Consider the following 17,971-nt stretch of genomic DNA (forward strand, 5'->3'; position numbering starts at 1 on the left):
GATGATCACGGGCATGGAACCTCGCTGGCTCGACGACGACGAGATGCGCACCTGGCTGCAGGTCGTGGCCCTGGCCGAGGTCCTGCCGTCGCGTCTCGACACGCAGGTGCGTCAGGACTCGGGCCTGACGCACTTCGAGTACCAGGTGCTCGCGATGCTCTCGGAGGCGCCCGAGCGGACGCTGCGCATGTCGTGGCTGGCCCGACGGACCAATGCGACGCTGCCCCGCCTCTCCCACGTCGTCCGCCGGCTCGAGGAGCGCGGACTCGTGGCGCGCGAGCGCAGCGGGACCGACGCCCGGGCCACCGACGCGGTCCTGACCGACGCCGGCTGGGAGCAGATCGTGGCCGCAGCCCCGGCTCACGTCACCTATGTCCGCGAGCGGATCCTCGACCGGCTGAGCCGCGACCAGGTGCAGGCGCTCGGCGAGATCGCCGGGACCCTGCTCGAGAGCCTCGACCCCTCGGGGGACCTCACGATGCGGGCTGCAGACGCTCCCCGCTGAGGGTGAACTCGGCCATCGGCCGCCAGACCCCGTCGGCCCCGTGCTCGTACAGGTGGAAGGCGTCGACCTGGTAGACCGCGTCGAGGTCGGAGGCCTCGTCGAAGGCCCGGTCGAGCCCGTCGTCGTCGATGGCGTGGGCCACGGTCACGTGGGGGTGGTACGGGAACTCCAGGTCACGGCTGACCGGCCCCCGGCGCACGGCCTGCTCGAGCCGTTCGCACATCGGGATGCCCTGGGCCACCTGGACGAAGACGACCGGGCTCACGGGGCGGAAGGTGCCGGTACCGCGCAGACGCATGATGAAGGGTCCGTGCTGACGTGCCACCGACGCCAGGTGGGCGGTGAAGCCCTCGAGCTGGGCCGGCGAGATCTCGGTCGGCGGCATCAGGGTGACGTGGGGCGGGATCGCCCGGGCGAAGGGGTCACCGACGTCCTCGCGCAACTGCTGCAGGCGGGAACCCCACGGCTCGGGCACCGCGATCGACACCCCGTGCACGGCCACTGTCAGCCCCTCGCCGCCAGCAGGCCGACCCGGTCGTAGACGCGGTCACGGGTCGCGGCGGCGACCTCGGAGGCGCGGGCGGCCCCCTTCGCCAGGATGCGGTCGAGCTCACCGGGGTCGGCCATGAGCTCGTCCATGCGCCGCTGGTAGGGCTCGACGGCAGCGACGACGACGTCGGCGACCTCCTGCTTGAGGTCGCCGTAGCCCCGTCCGGCGAAGGAGCTCTCGAGGTCGGCCACCGCGGTGCCCGAGAGGGCCGAGTGGATCGACAGGAGGTTGGACACGCCCGGCTTGGACTCGACGTCGTAGCGCACCTCTCCCTCGGTGTCGGTGACGGCGGAGCGGATCTTCTTGGCGATGCGCTTGGGGTCGTCGAGCAGGGAGATCAGGCCCTTGTCCGTCGACGAGGACTTGCTCATCTTGGCCGTCGGCTCCTGCAGGTCCATGATCCGCGCCGACTCCTTGAGGATGTGCGGCTCGGGGACGACGAGCGTGTCGCCGAAGCGCGCGTTGAAGCGCTCGGCGAGGTCGCGGGTGATCTCGAGGTGCTGGCGCTGGTCTTCGCCGACGGGCACGCGGGCCGCGTCGTAGACGAGGATGTCGGCTGCCATGAGGATCGGGTAGGTGAAGAGGCCGACGTTGGCGCCCAGCCCCTTGGCCGTCTTGTCCTTGAACTGCGTCATGCGGCTCGCCTCGCCGAATGCGGTCTGGCAGGACAGCACCCACATCAGCTCGGTGTGCTCGCGCACGTGGCTCTGGCAGAAGATCGCCGAGCGCTCGGGGTCGACGCCGCCGGCGATGTACTGGGCGGCGGTGACACGGCTGCGACGGGTGACATCGGCCGGGTCGGTCGGCACGGTGAGCGCATGCAGGTCGGCGACGAAGTAGTAGGCGTCGAAGTCCTCCTGCAGACCGACCCAGTTGACGAGCGCCCCGAGGTAGTTGCCGAGATGGAGGGAATCGCTCGTGGGCTGCATCCCGGAGAGGATGCGTGGCAGGGCGGATGCCGTCGTCATGCCCACCATTCTGTCAGGCCGGTGTGCGTGGGCCTCGCGGGGTGGGCCACCCGGCGGCATGGCCAAGGTCACGCTGACCGCTGCTCTGGAGGCATTGCCCAAGCCGACGTGGCCTCGCTAGCCTTTAGCCGTTGTGGACAGCGGCCGTGGTGGAGCGCGGCCCTACGGCGTTTTGGCAGACCACTGCTCCGACCGCCTCCTGCCACACTCCGGTGGAGGATCACGATGAAACGTCAGAGCGACGACGTGGGACCCGAACGAACCCTCGCGGCCGGCTCGGCCGGCGATGCCGGCCCGGCGGGTGCGGCCGATCAGGCAGCGCACAGCACGGTGTCGCCCCCGTCTGCTGTCCCGGCCAAGGCCACCCGCTCGGTCCCCGTGTGGTTTCACCGGGCCGTGCTGGCCCTGGACGCCGTCATCCTCGCCGGGGTCATCGTCTTCGCCGCCTGGGGCCGGGCCAACCTGCCGATCCTCGGCTTCACGGAGGACCGCACCGAGCAGATCACCTACGCGTCCGTCCGACTGACCGGTGCCTACGTCCTGATCGGCTGGCTCCTCGCCATCGCCGCCCTCGGCGGCTACAGCCGGCGCAACATCGGGGCCGGCTCGAGCGAGTTCTCCCGGCTCCTGCGGGCCAGCCTCGTCACCGCCGCCGCCATCGGGATCGGCTGCTACCTCGCGAAGTTTCCCCTCTCCCGCGGCTTCTTCGTCATCCTCTTCGTCACCGGCGTCCCGGCGCTCATGGTCGGCCGGATCGCCGTGCGGCAGTTCGTGCACGGGATGCACGCGAGGGGCCACTGGGCCACGCGGGTCCTCGTCGCCGGCACCCCCATGACGATCGACGACGTGGCCAAGGTGCTGGCCCGCGAGACCACCCTCGGGTACTCCGTCGTCGGTGCCGTCACGCCCCGCTTCTGGCGGGACCGCGTCACCCCGGCCGGTCACGAGATCATCGGCCACTCCGACGACCTCGTCCGCCTGGTCACCGAGCACGGCGCCTCGTCCGTCATCCTCGCGGCGGGCGCCTTCCCCCGGGCGGCCGACTACCGCCGCGTCACCTGGGAGCTCGCCAACCACGACATCGAGATGATCGTCGTCCCGGCACTCACCGACATCGCGAGCGACCGGATCCGGGTCCAGCCCCTCGCCGGCCTCCCCTTCGTCTTCGTCGACCCTCCGGAGCGGGGCTCGCTCGACCACCTGCTCAAGCGAGGCTTCGACATCATCGGGGCCGCGACCGCGCTCCTCCTCGCCGCACCCCTCATGCTCCTGGCGGCCTGGCAGGTGCGGCGGCACGACGGCGGCCCGGTCTTCTTCGCCCAAGAGCGCGTCGGGCAGGGCGGGAGCACCTTCGACTGCCTGAAGTTCCGCAGCATGGTGACCGACGCCGACGAGGTCCTCGAGCGGATCCGCCACCTCGACGAGGGCAACGGGCTGCTCTTCAAGATGGAGGAGGACCCGCGCATCACCCCACCCGGCCGGTGGCTGCGGCGCTACTCCGTCGACGAGCTGCCGCAGCTGATCAACGTCCTGCGCGGCGAGATGTCGCTGGTCGGCCCACGCCCCCCCCTCCCCCGCGAGGTCGCGGAGTACCAGGAGGATGTCCACCGACGGCTCAACGTGCGCCCGGGCATCACCGGCCTGTGGCAGGTCTCTGGCCGCAGCGACCTGTCGTGGGAGGACACCGTCCGCCTCGACCTCTACTACGTCGACAACTGGTCGCTCGTGCAGGACCTGCTCATCCTCGGGCGCACGGTCAACGCCGTCGTCGGCGGCCGCGGCGCCTACTGACGGGCAGTCTGGGGCGCCCTCCACGGCTCGTGGGACAATCACGGCGAGACCCACCCCACACCCCACGGAGGGACACACATGACCGCGAAGATCATCTGGACCAAGATCGACGAGGCGCCGGCACTCGCCACCTACTCGCTGCTGCCGATCGTCCAGGCCTTCACCTCGGGCACCGGGGTGGAGCTCGAGACCAGCGACATCTCGCTCGCCGGCCGCATCCTCGCCCAGTTCCCCGACCGTCTCACCGCCGAGCAGCGGGTCGACGACAACCTCGCCGGTCTCGGCCGCCTCGCGACCACCCCCGAGGCCAACATCATCAAGCTGCCCAACATCTCGGCTTCCGTGCCGCAGCTCAAGGCGGCCATCGCCGAGCTGCAGGGCCAGGGCTACGACCTGCCGGCCTACCCCGACTCCCCCGAGACCGACGAGGAGCGCGAGGTCGCCGCGGCCTACGCCAACGTCCTCGGCTCGGCCGTCAACCCCGTCCTGCGCGAGGGCAACTCAGACCGGCGCGCCCCGCTCGCCGTGAAGAACTTCGCCAAGAAGCACCCCCACCGCCTCGGCCCGTGGTCTGCCGACGTCCGCGCGCGCGTCGCCTCGATGACCGAGGGCGACTTCTACGGCAACGAGAAGTCCATCGTCTCCCCCACGGACGACACCCTGAAGATCACCCTGACGGCCACGGACGGCACCGAGACCGTCCTCAAGGACGCCGTGCCGGTGACGAAGGGGGAGATCGTCGACGCGACCTTCATGTCGGCCGCCGCGCTGCGCGCCTTCTACGCCGAGCAGATCGAGACCGCCCGCGCCGAGGGTCTGCTCCTCTCGCTGCACCTCAAGGCCACGATGATGAAGGTCTCGGACCCGATCCTCTTCGGCCACGCCGTCGCCGCCTGGCTCGGCGACCTCGTCGACACGCACGCCGAGGCCTTCGCCGAGGCCGAGGTCGACCTGCGCTACGGCCTCGCCTCGCTCTACACGCAGCTCGACACGCTGCCGGCGCAGACGCGTGACGCGATCCGCGCCGACATCGACGCCCTCGCCGAGCAGCGCCCCGCGCTGGCGATGGTCGACTCCGACAAGGGCATCACCAACCTCCACGTCCCGAGCGACGTCATCATCGACGCCTCGATGCCGGTCGTCATCCGCGACTCCGGTCAGATGTGGAACGCCGAGGGCGGCCAGTCCGAGACCCTCGCGCTCATCCCCGACCGCTCGTACGGCCCGATGTACGCCGCCGTCTTCGAGGAGCACAAGCGCAACGGCGCCCTCGACCCGGCGACAATCGGCACCGTCCCCAACGTCGGCCTCATGGCGCAGAAGGCCGAGGAGTACGGCTCGCACCCGACGACCTTCGAGATCCCGGCCGACGGCACCGTCCGCGTCACCACCTCCGCCGGTGACGTCGTCCTCGAGCACACCGTCGAGGCCGGCGACATCTGGCGGATGAGCCGGGTCAAGGACATCCCGATCCAGGACTGGGTCAAGCTCGCCGTCACCCGCGCCCGCGCGACCGGCGCCCCGGCCGTCTTCTTCCTCGACGAGCAGCGCGCCCACGACGCGCAGATCATCGCGAAGGTCAATGAGTACCTGCCGCAGCACGACACCGAGGGCCTGGAGATCAAGATCCTCCCGCCCGTCGAGGCCATCACCTACTGCCTCGAGCAGATCCGCGCCGGCAAGGACGCGATCTCGGTGACGGGCAACGTCCTGCGCGACTACCTCACCGACCTCTTCCCGATCCTCGAGCTCGGCACGAGCGCCAAGATGCTCTCGATCGTGCCGCTGCTCGCTGGCGGTGGCCTCTTCGAGACCGGCGCGGGTGGCTCGGCCCCCAAGCACGTCCAGCAGTTCGTCAAGGAAAACTACCTGCGCTGGGACTCCCTCGGTGAGTTCTCCGCGCTCGGCGCCTCGCTGGAGCACCTCGCGACGAACTTCGACAACGCCAAGGCCCAGGTCCTCGCGGACACCCTCGACACGGCCATCGCGACCTTCCTCGAGGAAAACAAGAGCCCGGCCCGCAAGCTCGGCTCGATCGACAACCGCGGCAGCCACTTCTACCTCGCCCTCTACTGGGCGCAGGCCCTAGCGGCCCAGGACACCGACGCCGAGCTCAAGGAGCGCTTCACCTCCGTCGCCGAGCAGCTGGCGGCCAACGAGGCGAAGATCAACGACGAGCTCATCGGCGCGCAGGGCTCGCCGGTCGACCTCGGTGGCTACTACAAGCCGGACGCCGACAAGGCCGCGGCCGCGATGCGCCCGAGCGCGACGCTCAACGCGATCATCGACGCCCTCTGACCGATGACCCCGCACGAAGGGGGGACGGACCGGCACCCGCCGGACCGTCCCCCCTTCGTGACGGCCGCGGGGCGTCCTCCTCAGGGCAGCGCCATTCGTGACGGCCGCGGGGCGTCCTCCTCAGGGCAGCGCCATTCGTCGTGCTCGACGCAGCGCCCCATCCGTCCGGGCCGGCGGCTGCGAACCACCACCATGAGCTCTCGGACCGCACTCCCGGCCGTCTGCGGTGTCGTCGCGACCGCGCTCGGCACCGCCGCCGCGCACCTCGTGGCCGCCCTGACCGACCCGGCCGCCTCCCCCGCGCTCGCCGTCGGCAGCCAGGTCATCGACGCGACGCCGACACCGGTCAAGGAGTGGGCGGTCGGCACCTTCGGCACCGCGGACAAGCCGATCCTCATCGGGTCGGTCGCGGTCGCCACCCTGCTGCTGGCCGCCCTCGCCGGGGCGGTCCGGCCGCGGTCACGGCTCGTCTCGACGGGGCTGCTCCTGCTGCTCACCGCACTCGCTGGCGCCGCCGCCGTGCTGCGCCCCACGGCCGGCGACCTCGCCTGGCTGCCCGCCCTCGTCGCCGCCGTCGTCGGGGTACTCGCCCTCGACGCCCTCGTCGGCCGACTCGTCCCCACCGGCACCCGCGGCCGACCCGACCGGCCGACCCGACGACGGGTCCTCGCCCTCGGCGGCACGGGTGCCGTGGCCGCCGCGCTCGGCGGGACCGGCCAGACGCTCATCGCCCGGTCGCGACCACCGACCCTCGAGCTGCCCGCCGCGGCCAATCCGCTGCCGCCCCTGGCGAAGGGGGTGGACCTCGGGCGACCGGGGATCTCCCCCTTCGTCACACCCACCCGGGACTTCTACCGGATCGACACCGCGCTGATCGCCCCGCGCGTCGACCCCGGCGACTGGTCGCTGACGATCGACGGCGACGTGCCCGAGGAGCTGACGCTCGACATCGACGAGCTGCTCGCCCTGACCATGGTCGAGCGCGACATCACCCTCAACTGCGTCTCCAACGAGGTCGGCGGCCCCTACATCGGCCACGCACGCTGGCTCGGCGTGCCCACTCGCGAGCTGCTCGCCCGCGCCGGACTCGACACCGACCCACGCGACCCCGACCTGCAGGTGCTCTCGACCTCGACCGACGGCATGACGATCTCGACACCGCTCTCGGCCCTGCTCGACGGCCGTGACGCGCTCGTCGCCGTCGGGATGAACGGCGCTCCGCTCCCCCGCGAGCACGGGTTCCCCGCCCGCCTCGTCACGCCCGGGCTCTACGGATTCGTCGGCGCGACGAAGTGGCTGACCCGGATGACCGTCACCCGCTACGACGCGGCGAGTGCGTACTGGACAGACCGCGACTGGGCGACCGACGGGCGCGTGCGCACCCAGGCCCGGATCGACACCCCGCGCGCGCTGCGCCGCATCCCGCCCGGGCGCACCGTCATCGGGGGCGTCGCCTGGGCGCAGCGCCGCGGCATCGAGCGGGTCGAGGTGCGCGTCGACGACGGCGAGTGGCGCCGGGCGACGCTCGGCACCGAGGCGGGCGTCGACTGCTGGCGGCAGTGGTTCCTCCCGTGGGACGCGACGCCGGGTCGTCACGACCTCACGGTCCGGGCGACCGACGGCGACGGCGAGCTGCAGACGCAGCAGGAGGCCACCCCCTTCCCCGCCGGCGCCACGGGCTGGCACTCGGTCGCGGTGACCGTCACCGACTGACCGACCCATCCGGATGCGCGCGCGCTCCGAACCCTTCCTGCACAGCCCCCCACGACGCCCCTGGAGGCAGACATGTACCGCAGGACCACCCCCCGCACCGTCGCCGCGATCGCGGCCCTCACCCTCCCCCTCGCCCTCGCCGCGTGCGGCAGCGACACCGACAGCACCTCGAGCGGCTCGTCGAGCACGTCCGACGCGATGTCCTCCTCCTCGTCGAAGGCGACGGAGGCCGCGGCCCCCTTCGGGGACGGCTGTGCCGACGTCCCCACGGACGGCAAGGGCTCCTTCGACGGCATGTCGACCGACCCGGTCGCGACCGCCGCGAGCAACAACCCGCTCCTCAAGACCCTCGTCAAGGCGGTGACCGAGGCCGACCTGGCCAAGACACTCAACTCCTCCGAGGACATCACCGTCTTCGCCCCGACCGACGACGCCTTCGCCGCCATGGACCAGGCCACGCTCGACAAGGCGATGGGTGACCCCAAGGGCCTGCTGACGACCGTGCTCACCCACCACGTCGTCGAAGGCCGCCTCGCTCCCGAGGATCTCGCCGGCACCCACGAGACCCTCGCCGGCGACAAGATCACCGTCAAGGGTTCGGGCGAGGACTTCACCGTCGGTGACGCCACCGTCGTCTGCGGCGACGTGCAGACCGCCAACGCCACGGTCTACATCGTCGACTCGGTCCTCATGCCGACCGCCAAGAAGTGACCTGATCCGTCACCATGGACCTCGTGCCCCCTCCCCGTGAGCAGGACCCGCCGGATGCCCCCACGGGCTCCGAGCGGGAGCCTGCCCACGGGGGCCACGACCGGCTCGCCCACCGCCTCAAGCAGGTGGCGAAGGGGGACGAGGTCGCCTTCGCCGCCGTCTACGACGAGACGGCTCCCCGACTGCACGGTCTCATCCTGCGGGTCCTGCGCAACCCGGCGCAGTCCGAGGAGGTGACCCAGGAGGTCTACCTCGAGGTGTGGCGCCGGGCCAGCCACTTCGACCCGCGGCGCGGGTCGGCGATCGGCTGGCTGCTCACGATGGCCCACCACCGCGCCATCGACCGGGTGCGCTCGAGCCAGGCCGCCGCGGTCCGAGACGACGGCTGGCACGCCCGCTCCCGGGAGGTCGACTTCGACACCACCGCGGAGACGGCCACGGCCCGGATCGAGGCCGCACGGGTGCGCTCGGCCCTCGACGGGCTGACCGCCAACCAGCGCGAGGCCGTGAGCCTGGCCTACCTGGGCGGCTACACCCACACGGAGGTCGCCAGCCTCCTCGACCTACCACTCGGCACCGCCAAGACACGCATCCGCGACGGACTCATCCGTCTGAGGGACCAGCTGGGAGTGACCCCATGAGCGACGACCTGCACAGCCTCTCCGGGGCCTATGCCCTCGACGCTCTCGACGACGACGAGCGCGCCGACTTCGAGGAGCACCTCGCGCGCTGTGCGACCTGCCGCGACGAGGTCGACTCCTTCGGCGCGGTCACCCCGCTGCTCGCCGAGACGGTCGCGGTCACCCCGCCGCCCTCGCTGCGGGACGACATCCTGGCCCGCGCCGCCCAGACCCGTCAGGACCCGCCGCCCGCCGCGCACCCCACGCCCACCCACGCCGAGGACGAGGCGGAGGTGCTCCCCCTTCGCCGGCGGGCGCGGCGCCGCTGGGTCGCCCTCGCCGCGGCCGCCGGTCTCGTCGTCGGTGGGGGTGTCACCTGGCAGGTCGTCGACCGCGCCACCACGAGCATCTCCGAGGAGGTCGTGGCGGCACCGGACGCCCGGACCCAGGAGGTCGCCACCGCCGACGGCGGCACGGTCCGGGTCGTGCGCTCCGAGCGCATGGGCAAGGCCGTGCTGCGCGTCGAGGGGCTCGCCGACCCCGGCGACGGGCACGCCTACCAGGCCTGGCTGCAGGCCCCATCCGGCGCCATGACCTCCGCCGGGATGGTGCCCGGCACCGACGGCGAGATGGTGCTCGAGGGTGATGTCACCGCAGCCGAGGGCGTCGGCCTGAGCGTCGAGCCCACTGGAGGGTCCCGGCAGCCGACGACCGACCCCGTGGCACTCGTTGCGCTGGGCTGACGGACGCCGGTGACACCGGCACCCCGCCTCGGAGTAGGGTCGAGACCGTATCTGCTCCCCAATCACCGCACGAAGGGGTACGACTTCTCGTGAGCACCACTCCCGTCAAGGTCGCTGTCACCGGCGCCGCCGGCCAGATCGGCTACAGCCTTCTCTTCCGCATCGCCAGCGGGTCGCTCTTCGGCCCCGACACCCCGGTCGAGCTGCGTCTGCTCGAGATCACCCCGGCTCTCAAGGCTCTCGAGGGCGTCGTCATGGAGCTCGACGACTGCGCCTTCCCGACCCTCGCCGGTGTCGAGATCGGCGACGACCCCGAAAAGGTCTTCGAAGGCGTCAACCACGCCCTCCTCGTCGGCGCCCGCCCCCGTGGCCCGGGCATGGAGCGCGGTGACCTCCTCGAGGCCAACGGCGGCATCTTCGCCCCGCAGGGTGCGGCCCTCAACAAGGTGGCCGCTGACGACGTCCGCGTGACGATCACCGGCAACCCGGCCAACACCAACGCGCTCATCGCGATGAACAACGCGCCCGACATCCCCAACGAGCGCTTCTCCGCGCTGACCCGTCTGGACCACAACCGCGCCATCAGCCAGCTGTCGGCCAAGCTCGGCGTGCCGGTCACCGAGATCAAGAAGATGACGATCTGGGGCAACCACTCGGCCACCCAGTACCCCGACCTCTTCCACGCCGAGGTCTCCGGCAAGAACGCCGCCGAGGCCGTCGGCGACCAGGAGTGGCTGGAGAGCACCTTCATCCCGACCGTCGCCAAGCGCGGCGCAGCGATCATCGAGGCCCGTGGCGCCTCCTCGGCCGCCTCCGCCGCTTCGGCCACGGTTGACCACGCGCGTGACTGGGCGCTCGGCACCCCCGATGGCGACTGGGTCTCGATGTCGGTCTGCTCCGACGGCTCCTACGGCGTCCCCGAGGGCCTCATCTCCTCCTTCCCCGTCACCGTCAAGGACGGCACGTGGGAGATCGTCCAGGGCCTCGAGATCGACGACTTCTCCCGCGCCAAGATCGACGCCTCGGTCGCCGAGCTCGCCGAGGAGCGCGAGGCCGTCACCAAGCTCGGGCTCATCAAGGCCTAACGCCCCCGCCCCGGCAGCGCGAAGGGGGCCGACCGCACGTCGTGCGGTCGGCCCCCTTCGTCGTGCTCAGCGGGCGGTGAGGTCGAGGGTGAAGCCGGCGACGAGCACCGCGACGCCGAGCCCGATGAGGATGACGAGGTCGACGAGCGGGCCACGCACGGCAATGCCGCCCGCCTTGGACCCGGGCAGGGTCACCCGCAGGACCGCAGCCAGCAGGAGCGACCCCCCGAAGCACAGGGTCGCCCGCAGGACGTGGTCGGTGAGGATGAAGAGCAGCGCGGTGACGATGCCCGCAAAGATCAGCCACCAAGCGGCGAGCGGACGGACGTCGAGGGCAGGGCGCCCGGTCGCCGACGTCTCGTCGGGCGGGCCACCCGCCGTGCTACACCCCGCCTCGCTCATGCCAGCCCGCGCTCCGCGGCCTCGACGACATTGGTCAGCAGCATCGCCCGGGTCATCGGGCCGACCCCGCCGGGGTTGGGGCTGACCCAGCCGGCGACCTCCGCGACGTCGGCCGCGACGTCACCGGCCACCTTGGAGGTGCCGTCCTCGGCGACGATCCGGCTCACGCCGACGTCGAGCACGGCCGCACCGGGCTTGACCATGTCAGCCGTGATGATGCCGGGCACTCCGGCCGCGGCGACGACGATGTCGGCCTGCCGCACCTCCGCCGCGAGGTCACGCGTGCCGGTGTGGCACGAGACCGTCGTCGCGTTTTCGCTCCGCCGGGTGAGGATGAGGCTGAGGGGCCGCCCGACGGTGATGCCGCGGCCGACGATCGCCACGTGGGCACCCTCGATCGGGACGTCGTGCCGGCGGAGCAGCTCGATGCAGCCCATCGGCGTGCACGGCAGCGGAGCCGGCTCGCCCAGGACGAGCCACCCGAGGTTGACCGGGTGCAGCCCGTCGACGTCCTTGGCCGGGTCGACGGCGGAGAGGATCGCGTTTTCGTCCAGCCCGGTCGGCTGCTGCACGAGAAAGCCGGTGCACGTCGGGTCCTCGTTGAGCTCGCGCACGACGGCGAGGACCTCGTCGAGCGTCGAGCTGCCCGGCAGGTCGCGCCGGATGCTCGTGATACCGATCTCCGCGCAGTCCTTGTGCTTGGCGCCGACGTACCAGCGGCTGCCGGGGTCGTCGCCGACGAGGACCGTGCCCAGGCCCGGGGTGATGCCCGCCTCCTTGAGCGCGGCCACCCGCACCCTGAGCTCGTCCTTGATCGACGCGAGCGCCGCCTTGCCGTCGAGGATCTGTGCCGTCACGTGGTCATCCTTCCGTATCGTCGTCGGCGATCAGTGGGCGAAGTGCCGCGTGCCGGTGAAGTACATGGTGATGCCGGCCGCCTCGGCGGCCGCGACGACCTCGTCGTCGCGGACGGAGCCGCCGGGGGCGACGACCGCGCTGACGCCGGCGTCGAGCAGCACCTGCAGCCCGTCGGCGAAGGGGAAGAAGGCGTCCGAGGCCGCGACGGCCCCCTTCGCCCGCTCCTTGCCGGCCCGGCTCACCGCGAGGTGGCAGGAGTCGACGCGGTTGACCTGGCCCATGCCGATGCCGACCGAGCCCTGGTCCTTGGCGAGGAGGATGGCGTTGGACTTCGTCGCGCGCACCGCGCGCCAGGCGAAGGCGAGGTCGGCGAGGGTCGCCGCGTCGGCCGCCTCACCCGTCACGAGCGCCCAGGCGCTCGGGTCGTCGCCGTGGCCCTGGGTGGGCTTGTCGTCCCCCGTCGGCTCGACGACGCCGTCGATCGCATCGCGCTGCTGGACGAGCAGGCCGCCGGAGACCGGCCGGGTCTCGACGCCGCCCGGGGCGGGCTTCGCGACCTTGAGCAGGCGGCGGTTCTTCTTCTCCTTGAGGATCTCCAGGGCGTCCGGCTCGAAGTCGGGCGCGACGACGACCTCGGAGAAGGTGTCGTTGAGGGCCGTGGCCATCGCCGCGGTCACCGGGCGGTTGGTCGCGACGATGCCGCCGTAGGCGGAGACGGGGTCGCACGCGTGCGCGCGCTCGTAGGCGACCTCGATGCTCTCCCCCACGGCGATGCCGCACGGGTTGGCGTGCTTGATGATCGCGACGGTCGGCAGGCCGGCGTGGTCGTGGGCGGCGCGCAGCGCGGCGTCACCGTCGATGTAGTTGTTGTACGACATCTCCTTGCCGTGCAGCTGCTCGGCACCGGCGATACCGCCCCCGCCGTCGGTGACGTAGAGCGCGGCGGCCTGGTGCGGGTTCTCGCCGTACCGCAGGCCGGACTTCTTGGCGTAGGTGCCACCGATCCAGCCGGGGAAGGGGGTCTCGTCGCTCGGGCTGACGACCGATCCCATCCACGAGGCGACGGCCACGTCGTAGGTCGCCGTGTGGACGAAGGCGTCGGTCGCCAGCCGCTGCCGCTGGGCAAGGGTGAAGCCGCCGCCGCGCACGGCCTCGAGGACGTCACCGTAGGTCGTGGGGTCGGTGACGATGGCGACGGAGGCGTGGTTCTTGGCCGCGGCGCGCACCATCGTCGGGCCGCCGATGTCGATCTTCTCGATGCAGTCCTGCACGCCCGCGCCGGAGGCGACGGTGTCGGCGAAGGGGTAGAGGTTGACGACGACGAGGTCGAAGGGGGCGACCTCCAGCTCGTCGAGCTGCCGCACGTGGTCCTCGAGCCGGGTGTCGGCGAGGATGCCCGCGTGGACCCGCGGGTGCAGGGTCTTGACCCGGCCGTCGAGGCACTCGGGGAAGCCGGTGAGGTCCTCGACCTTGGTCACCGGCAGGCCGAGCCCGGCGATCGTCGCGGCGGAGCCGCCGGTCGAGACCAGCTCGACCCCGGCGTCGGCGAGGCCGCGCACGAGGTCCTCGAGACCGGTCTTGTCGTAGACGGAGACGAGGGCACGGCGGACGGGACGACGGTCTGACACGAGTACTCCTGGAGGGTCGCTGCGGTGCGGTGGGTGCACCCAGGCGGGCGATGCACCTCGACTTGTCTCACTCCCCGGTGGTGATCCACCTTCGCCAGTCGTGTGGCCCCGAGTCTAGATGCTCAGCCGACGTGGACCCGACGTCCCTCGACCCGCCACCCACCGGTGGCCATCGCCGTGACGACGTCGACGAGCATCTCGCGCTCGACGACCTTGATCCGCTCGTGCAGGCTCGCCTCGGTGTCGTCGGGCGCGATCGGGACGGTGCGCTGCTCGATGATCGGCCCGGTGTCGACACCGGAGTCGACGAGGTGGACGGTGGAACCGGTGACGGTCACGCCGTACGCGAGGGCATCGCGCACCCCGTGGGCGCCGGGGAAGGCGGGCAGCAGCGCCGGGTGGGTGTTGACGAAGGTGGCGGCGGCCAGGGCCTGCGGTCCGAGGATCTTCATGAAGCCCGCGGTGACGACGAGGCCCGGCGCCTGCTCGGCGATGCGGGCAGCCAGTGCCGCGTCCCACGCGGCCCGGTCGGCGTGGTCACCGACCGCCTCGACGAAGGTCGCCACCCCCGCGGCCTCCGCGCGCTCCAGACCGGTGCAGGCCCGGTCCGCCCCGACGGCGACGACCTGTGCGGGCAGCGTGCCCGCTGCCTGTGCGTCGAGCAGCGCCTGCAGGAGGGAGCCGGAGCCGGAGACGAGGACGACGAGACGAAGGGGGGCGCTCACCCCGCGAGTCTAGGAGGCGGTCACCACGTGGTGTACGCCGTGTCGTTGATCGTGAAGCCGTGCTCCCCGACCCGGCAGGTCATGCCGGTGGTCCGGCTCTCGCAGCCGACGCCGTCGCCGACGTCGAGGGCACGGGAGTACGGCAGCACCGCCTCGCCGAGGCTGCCCTCGCCGAAGTCCTCGCGCCACCAGCCCGCGGCCCGGGCCTCGGTCGTCGACTGCCCCTGCACGGCGTCGCTGACGCACCCCGGCCGGGCTCCGTCACCGTCGACGACCATGCTCGTGCCGCTGTCGTGGATGCACTCGCCGCGGACCTCCGGGGGTACCGGCAGGCTGCCGGAGCGCAGGTCGCAGCGGGCGAAGGGGGTCTCCCCCGCCGACAGCGTGCAGGCGATCTTGCCGCTCGGCGAGACGAAGCCGGCGGTCGACGTCGACGCCCGCAGCCGCCCTGGGGCGGGGATGGTCGCCGGCCCGGAGCGGGCCGTCGTCGGGTCGGTCGTGGAGCTCGTCGCCGCCGTCTCGGTGCGGGTGGTCGTCGGGTCGGTCGTGGGACTCGCCGTCACCGTCTCGGTGCGGGCGGGGGGCTCGTGCCAGTCCGTGCGGGTGCAGCCGGCGATCACGACAGCCGTCAGGGCGAGGGCCAGCGCTGGACGGACCACGAGCCCACCTCCCCGACGACGTGCTGATCACGCTACCGCTCGGTGGGTGGTGCTCAGCGCCGCAGGAGCCACCAGTCGCGGGCGAGCACGACGAGCGCACCGGCAGCGAGCTCGAGGACGAGCACCAGGGCGAGGCTGACGGCCGGCGCGCCGAGGTGGGCCAGCCGCATCGCGCCGAGCGACCCTCCGGCGAGCCCGTCGAGCAGCGCGACACCCAGTGCCGCCACGACCACGGCCGCGAGGACTGCCGCCAGCTTGGACTGCGTGGGCGCCAGGCGCGGGACCCGCGAGAGGGTCTCGCGACCGATCCAGGCTCCGGCGACGAGCGGGAGCAGGACGAGCAGGTGGGCGACCCACGGCATGGGCCCGGGCTGCGGCTGGGCGGCGAGCACCGGCACCATGGGCAGCAGCCCGGCCTCCGCGCTCGACCACGTCGTCATGGCCCCGCCCGCCGTCGAGAAGCCCGGGCCGGCAGCGAGCGAGAGCGCCCAGATGCCGAGGTTGGGCAGCAGCATCACCTGGAGCAGCACGAGGGCGAGCCCGCCGAGGAGCCCGGTCTCGAGCTCGGCGTGGATGTGGGTGACCCGGCCGATGTGGACGAGGGTCGCGACGACGACGAGGAGCGAGCCCAGCCCGAGGAGGAGGGCCGCTCCCTTCGCGCCCGGCAGCAGGCCGCGCCGCACGGAGACCGGCGCGCGGTCCCACAGCTCCCCGACCCTCGAGGGGGCGCCTTGCGCCAGGAGGAGGCCGAGCGCGGGGACGGCGAGCACGGGCAGCACGAGGCTGACGAGGACGGGCCCGGCGGGCGAGAGCAGCCCGAGGAGTGCCGTGAGCACCCCGACCCCGGCGTAGCCGGCCAGCCAGCTGCCCTGCTCCACGCCGTCGGCGTCGTCGGCCAGGCCGCGTCGGGCGCCGGCGCGTGCGAGCAGGACGAGCAGCAACGGCCCGAGGAGAGGGGTGAGCGCGAGCGTGCCCTCCCCCAGGTGGAGGCGGGCGCCACCGAGCACGAGCCAGAGCAGACTGCCCGAGCCGAGCGCGTCACCGATGCCGGCGGTGGCACGGGGCACGGCGAGGGCACCGAGCAGGACGACGATGACGACGACGAACCATCCGGCGAGGGCGGTGAGCGCACCAGCGGCTGCTGCCCGCAGGTCAGGTCGTCTGCGGGTAGCGTCGTCCCCGGTCGTGGCCGACCGGATGAGTTCCATCACCGTCACACCCCCATCGTCACCGACGGGGCCGGGTGTGTGGTGGAGGCCAGCCGTGGGTCACGAAAAGATTTCTTCCGGGGGGCAACCGAGGTGCCCCGACGTGCGTCTGGAGGGGTGATGAAGGGAGGCGATGCTTCGGCGGAGGCCGAGTTCGACGACTTCTACCGCTCCACGGCGCAACGCGTCGTCCATCTCGTGTACGCCTCCACGGGCGACCTCGAGCTGGCGCGGGACTCCACCCAGGAGGCCTTCGCCCGGGCATGGCAGCGGTGGGACCAGGTACGAGCCGCGGACGAGCCGGGCGCCTGGGTGCGGACCGTGGCCCGACGCATAGCGATCTCCGCATGGCGCAAGGACACCAACCGGACCACCGCGATGGAGCGGCACGGCGAGCCGAGCACCCCCCGCGAGCCCAGCGAGGACCGGGTCGCGATCGTCGCGGCCCTGCGCACCCTCGGCCCGGAGGTGCGCGAGACCCTCGCCCTGCACTACCTCGCCGACCTGTCCGTCGACGAGATCTCCCGACAGACCGGGTCACCACCCGGCACGATCAAGGCCCGTCTGCACCGCGGTAGGGCCCAGTTGACCACCGCACTCGGCGACAAGGAGGAGCCCGATGAGTGACGCGCACGACGACACCCCGTGGGGCCCCGAGGACGACGCGCGCGTGCGCGGCGCCCTCATGTCGCTCATGGACGACGTGGCGGCCGAGCCGCTGCCCGAGCCCGCCTTCGTCCGGGCTCGGTCGACGGCGGGCGGAGCACCCCGCGACCTGCGCCGGCGGCGTCGCCGGTCCTTCACCGTCATCGCGGGGCTCGCGGCCTCGGCCCTCGTCGCCACCGGCGCCACCCTCCTCGTCCGCGAGGGCGTCGGCAGCACCCCGCCGGCTGCGACCTCGACGGCGACCGGGGACCCGGCCCTGCAGATGCTCGACTCCGACGAGTGGTCCGCCGCCCTCGGCCTGCCGGTCGCGAGCACCCAGGGCAGCACCGAGCCCGACGGGCAGTGCTTCCAGACCCCGCAGTCGGACTCCTGGGACCGTCGCGTCTCGACGCTCGACGACGGCAGGGTCGTCTCCGGGCAGTGGATCGGGACGACGACCTCCGGCGCCTCGACGCCGCCCACCGAGGCGATCGATCAGGCCGTGGCCCTGTGCGAGGAGAGTTACTCGGTGACCCAGCGGGTCACCGAGGACCTGCCCGGAGGGGCGACCTTCCGCTCGTGGCACGCCCGTGGGGAGGACGGCGCGACCTACTGGTGGGTCGAGGCGACGCGGGGCAGCTCGACCTCGTACCTCACGGTGGCCGAGCTCGACGGCAAGAGCTACACGTCGGAGGAGATGCGCCAGGTCGCGCAGTCGGCGCTCGGCGACGTCGACCTGCTCGCGACGAGCAACGCCTCCTGACCGTCGGCAGGCGCGGACAGCGCCGACCCGGGAGCAGGGGGATCGACCGGGTCGGCGCTGCAGCGCAAGGCTAGCCCCGCGGTGTGTGCGCCGTCAGCA

18 protein-coding genes and 1 riboswitch are annotated in these 17,971 nt (G+C 72.4%); of the genes, 10 read left to right on the top strand and 8 right to left on the bottom strand.

Going from position 1 to position 17,971, the window contains the following annotated elements:
- Window positions 1-13 precede the first annotated feature (13 nt).
- Window positions 14-505: a MarR family winged helix-turn-helix transcriptional regulator gene (locus tag CWN80_RS03620; RefSeq protein WP_007924489.1), complete on the top strand. Its 492-nt coding sequence runs from the start codon at window positions 14-16 to the stop codon at window positions 503-505.
- On the opposite strand, the gene CWN80_RS03625 is transcribed toward CWN80_RS03620, so the two are convergent.
- Together CWN80_RS03625 and trpS are read right to left on the bottom strand one after the other, a co-directional pair.
- Window positions 474-1,007, bottom strand: coding sequence for a 2'-5' RNA ligase family protein (locus CWN80_RS03625; protein ID WP_007924488.1), 534 nt, complete (start codon window positions 1,005-1,007; stop codon window positions 474-476). The genes CWN80_RS03620 and CWN80_RS03625 overlap by 32 nt on opposite strands.
- A gap of 2 nt (window positions 1,008-1,009) precedes the next feature.
- Complete coding sequence (gene trpS, locus CWN80_RS03630) at window positions 1,010-2,023, bottom strand: tryptophan--tRNA ligase (protein ID WP_007924487.1); 1,014 nt, start codon at window positions 2,021-2,023, stop codon at window positions 1,010-1,012.
- A gap of 246 nt (window positions 2,024-2,269) precedes the next feature.
- On the opposite strand from trpS, the gene CWN80_RS03635 reads away from it, so the two are divergent.
- From CWN80_RS03635 to CWN80_RS03665, 7 genes are all read left to right on the top strand, one after another.
- Complete coding sequence (locus CWN80_RS03635; RefSeq protein WP_157986902.1) at window positions 2,270-3,814, top strand: sugar transferase; 1,545 nt, start codon at window positions 2,270-2,272, stop codon at window positions 3,812-3,814.
- 78 nt (window positions 3,815-3,892) lie between these two features.
- Complete coding sequence (locus CWN80_RS03640) at window positions 3,893-6,112, top strand: NADP-dependent isocitrate dehydrogenase (protein WP_128276902.1); 2,220 nt, start codon at window positions 3,893-3,895, stop codon at window positions 6,110-6,112.
- A gap of 192 nt (window positions 6,113-6,304) precedes the next feature.
- Window positions 6,305-7,825, top strand: coding sequence for a molybdopterin-dependent oxidoreductase (locus tag CWN80_RS03645; protein WP_128276903.1), 1,521 nt, complete (start codon window positions 6,305-6,307; stop codon window positions 7,823-7,825).
- 72 nt (window positions 7,826-7,897) lie between these two features.
- Window positions 7,898-8,536: a fasciclin domain-containing protein gene (locus CWN80_RS03650; RefSeq protein ID WP_007924484.1), complete on the top strand. Its 639-nt coding sequence runs from the start codon at window positions 7,898-7,900 to the stop codon at window positions 8,534-8,536.
- Between the two features lie 14 nt (window positions 8,537-8,550).
- Complete coding sequence (gene sigK / locus CWN80_RS03655; RefSeq protein ID WP_128276904.1) at window positions 8,551-9,177, top strand: ECF RNA polymerase sigma factor SigK; 627 nt, start codon at window positions 8,551-8,553, stop codon at window positions 9,175-9,177.
- A complete protein-coding gene (locus CWN80_RS03660) occupies window positions 9,174-9,899 on the top strand; it encodes an anti-sigma factor (RefSeq protein ID WP_007924482.1) in 726 nt (241 codons plus the stop codon). The genes sigK and CWN80_RS03660 overlap by 4 nt, the downstream gene beginning before the upstream one ends.
- Before the next feature lie 89 nt (window positions 9,900-9,988).
- Complete coding sequence (locus tag CWN80_RS03665) at window positions 9,989-10,984, top strand: malate dehydrogenase (protein ID WP_007924481.1); 996 nt, start codon at window positions 9,989-9,991, stop codon at window positions 10,982-10,984.
- 66 nt (window positions 10,985-11,050) lie between these two features.
- Here CWN80_RS03665 and CWN80_RS03670 read toward each other — a convergent pair whose 3' ends face one another.
- The 6 genes from CWN80_RS03670 to CWN80_RS03695 all read right to left on the bottom strand — a co-directional run bounded on the left by CWN80_RS03670 (window position 11,051) and on the right by CWN80_RS03695 (window position 16,464).
- A complete protein-coding gene (locus CWN80_RS03670) occupies window positions 11,051-11,386 on the bottom strand; it encodes a DUF3017 domain-containing protein (RefSeq protein ID WP_007924480.1) in 336 nt (111 codons plus the stop codon).
- On the bottom strand, window positions 11,383-12,243 hold the full coding sequence (locus tag CWN80_RS03675) for a bifunctional methylenetetrahydrofolate dehydrogenase/methenyltetrahydrofolate cyclohydrolase (protein WP_007924479.1): 861 nt from the start codon (window positions 12,241-12,243) through the stop codon (window positions 11,383-11,385). Before CWN80_RS03675 ends, CWN80_RS03670 begins: the two co-directional genes overlap by 4 nt.
- A 30-nt stretch (window positions 12,244-12,273) precedes the next feature.
- A complete protein-coding gene (purH, locus tag CWN80_RS03680; protein WP_007924478.1) occupies window positions 12,274-13,872 on the bottom strand; it encodes a bifunctional phosphoribosylaminoimidazolecarboxamide formyltransferase/IMP cyclohydrolase in 1,599 nt (532 codons plus the stop codon).
- 30 nt (window positions 13,873-13,902) lie between these two features.
- A riboswitch (ZMP/ZTP riboswitch) is annotated at window positions 13,903-13,984 on the bottom strand.
- A gap of 10 nt (window positions 13,985-13,994) precedes the next feature.
- Window positions 13,995-14,597, bottom strand: a complete 603-nt coding sequence (purN, locus tag CWN80_RS03685; RefSeq protein ID WP_007924465.1) for a phosphoribosylglycinamide formyltransferase — start codon at window positions 14,595-14,597, stop codon at window positions 13,995-13,997.
- Window positions 14,598-14,617: 20 nt separating this feature from the next.
- Complete coding sequence (locus CWN80_RS03690; protein WP_007924464.1) at window positions 14,618-15,256, bottom strand: hypothetical protein; 639 nt, start codon at window positions 15,254-15,256, stop codon at window positions 14,618-14,620.
- A gap of 53 nt (window positions 15,257-15,309) precedes the next feature.
- The gene (locus CWN80_RS03695) at window positions 15,310-16,464 is read right to left on the bottom strand and encodes a cell division protein PerM (RefSeq protein WP_238148064.1); all 1,155 of its coding nucleotides are present in this window, start codon (window positions 16,462-16,464) and stop codon (window positions 15,310-15,312) included.
- Between the two features lie 120 nt (window positions 16,465-16,584).
- On the opposite strand from CWN80_RS03695, the gene CWN80_RS03700 reads away from it, so the two are divergent.
- Together CWN80_RS03700 and CWN80_RS03705 are read left to right on the top strand one after the other, a co-directional pair.
- On the top strand, window positions 16,585-17,091 hold the full coding sequence (locus tag CWN80_RS03700) for an RNA polymerase sigma factor (protein WP_007924460.1): 507 nt from the start codon (window positions 16,585-16,587) through the stop codon (window positions 17,089-17,091).
- Entirely contained in the window at window positions 17,084-17,872 is a 789-nt protein-coding gene (locus tag CWN80_RS03705; RefSeq protein ID WP_007924459.1) for a hypothetical protein, read from the top strand. The genes CWN80_RS03700 and CWN80_RS03705 overlap by 8 nt, the downstream gene beginning before the upstream one ends.
- Window positions 17,873-17,971 lie beyond the last annotated feature (99 nt).

Source organism: Janibacter hoylei PVAS-1 (assembly GCF_004025845.1).
Classification (GTDB): domain Bacteria; phylum Actinomycetota; class Actinomycetes; order Actinomycetales; family Dermatophilaceae; genus Janibacter; species Janibacter hoylei.

Excerpts from the sequence above, each read along its gene's own strand:
- CWN80_RS03620 (WP_007924489.1), top strand. The coding sequence starts at position 14 with ATGGAACCTCGCTGGCTCGACGACGACGAGATGCGCACCTGGCTGCAG.
- trpS (WP_007924487.1), bottom strand. The coding sequence starts at position 2,023 with ATGACGACGGCATCCGCCCTGCCACGCATCCTCTCCGGGATGCAGCCC.
- CWN80_RS03640 (WP_128276902.1), top strand. The coding sequence starts at position 3,893 with ATGACCGCGAAGATCATCTGGACCAAGATCGACGAGGCGCCGGCACTC.
- CWN80_RS03645 (WP_128276903.1), top strand. The coding sequence starts at position 6,305 with ATGAGCTCTCGGACCGCACTCCCGGCCGTCTGCGGTGTCGTCGCGACC.
- CWN80_RS03650 (WP_007924484.1), top strand. The coding sequence starts at position 7,898 with ATGTACCGCAGGACCACCCCCCGCACCGTCGCCGCGATCGCGGCCCTC.
- sigK (WP_128276904.1), top strand. The coding sequence starts at position 8,551 with ATGGACCTCGTGCCCCCTCCCCGTGAGCAGGACCCGCCGGATGCCCCC.
- CWN80_RS03660 (WP_007924482.1), top strand. The coding sequence starts at position 9,174 with ATGAGCGACGACCTGCACAGCCTCTCCGGGGCCTATGCCCTCGACGCT.
- CWN80_RS03670 (WP_007924480.1), bottom strand. The coding sequence starts at position 11,386 with ATGAGCGAGGCGGGGTGTAGCACGGCGGGTGGCCCGCCCGACGAGACG.
- CWN80_RS03695 (WP_238148064.1), bottom strand. The coding sequence starts at position 16,464 with ATGGAACTCATCCGGTCGGCCACGACCGGGGACGACGCTACCCGCAGA.
- CWN80_RS03700 (WP_007924460.1), top strand. The coding sequence starts at position 16,585 with ATGAAGGGAGGCGATGCTTCGGCGGAGGCCGAGTTCGACGACTTCTAC.
- CWN80_RS03705 (WP_007924459.1), top strand. The coding sequence starts at position 17,084 with ATGAGTGACGCGCACGACGACACCCCGTGGGGCCCCGAGGACGACGCG.